Here is a 1,077-nt window from a genome sequence, read left to right as displayed (position 1 = left end):
TGGAAACATAGATTAAGTTATTAAGGGCGCACGGTGGATGCCTTGGCACTAGAAGCCGATGAAGGACGTTACTAACGACGATATGCTTTGGGGAGCTGTAAGTAAGCTTTGATCCAGAGATTTCCGAATGGGGAAACCCAGCATGAGTTATGTCATGTTATCGATATGTGAATACATAGCATATCAGAAGGCACACCCGGAGAACTGAAACATCTTAGTACCCGGAGGAAGAGAAAGAAAATTCGATTCCCTTAGTAGCGGCGAGCGAAACGGGAAGAGCCCAAACCAACAAGCTTGCTTGTTGGGGTTGTAGGACACTCTATACGGAGTTACAAAGGACGACATTAGACGAATCATCTGGAAAGATGAATCAAAGAAGGTAATAATCCTGTAGTCGAAAATGTTGTCTCTCTTGAGTGGATCCTGAGTACGACGGAGCACGTGAAATTCCGTCGGAATCTGGGAGGACCATCTCCTAAGGCTAAATACTCTCTAGTGACCGATAGTGAACCAGTACCGTGAGGGAAAGGTGAAAAGCACCCCGGAAGGGGAGTGAAATAGAACCTGAAACCGTGTGCTTACAAGTAGTCAGAGCCCGTTAATGGGTGATGGCGTGCCTTTTGTAGAATGAACCGGCGAGTTACGATTTGATGCAAGGTTAAGCAGTAAATGTGGAGCCGTAGCGAAAGCGAGTCTGAATAGGGCGTTTAGTATTTGGTCGTAGACCCGAAACCAGGTGATCTACCCTTGGTCAGGTTGAAGTTCAGGTAACACTGAATGGAGGACCGAACCGACTTACGTTGAAAAGTGAGCGGATGAACTGAGGGTAGCGGAGAAATTCCAATCGAACCTGGAGATAGCTGGTTCTCTCCGAAATAGCTTTAGGGCTAGCCTCAAGTGATGATTATTGGAGGTAGAGCACTGTTTGGACGAGGGGCCCCTCTCGGGTTACCGAATTCAGACAAACTCCGAATGCCAATTAATTTAACTTGGGAGTCAGAACATGGGTGATAAGGTCCGTGTTCGAAAGGGAAACAGCCCAGACCACCAGCTAAGGTCCCAAAATATATGTTAAGT

1 rRNA gene is annotated in these 1,077 nt (G+C 46.8%); it reads left to right on the top strand.

Going from position 1 to position 1,077, the window contains the following annotated elements:
* Window positions 1–10: 10 nt before the first annotated feature.
* Window positions 11–1,077, top strand: a 23S ribosomal RNA gene (locus HMPREF2658_RS08690); the annotation flags it as partial.

The organism is Staphylococcus sp. HMSC062H10, assembly GCF_001836945.1.
GTDB classification, from domain to species: Bacteria; Bacillota; Bacilli; order Staphylococcales; family Staphylococcaceae; genus Staphylococcus; species Staphylococcus aureus.
This window is presented reverse-complemented; position numbering and strand designations above follow the sequence as displayed.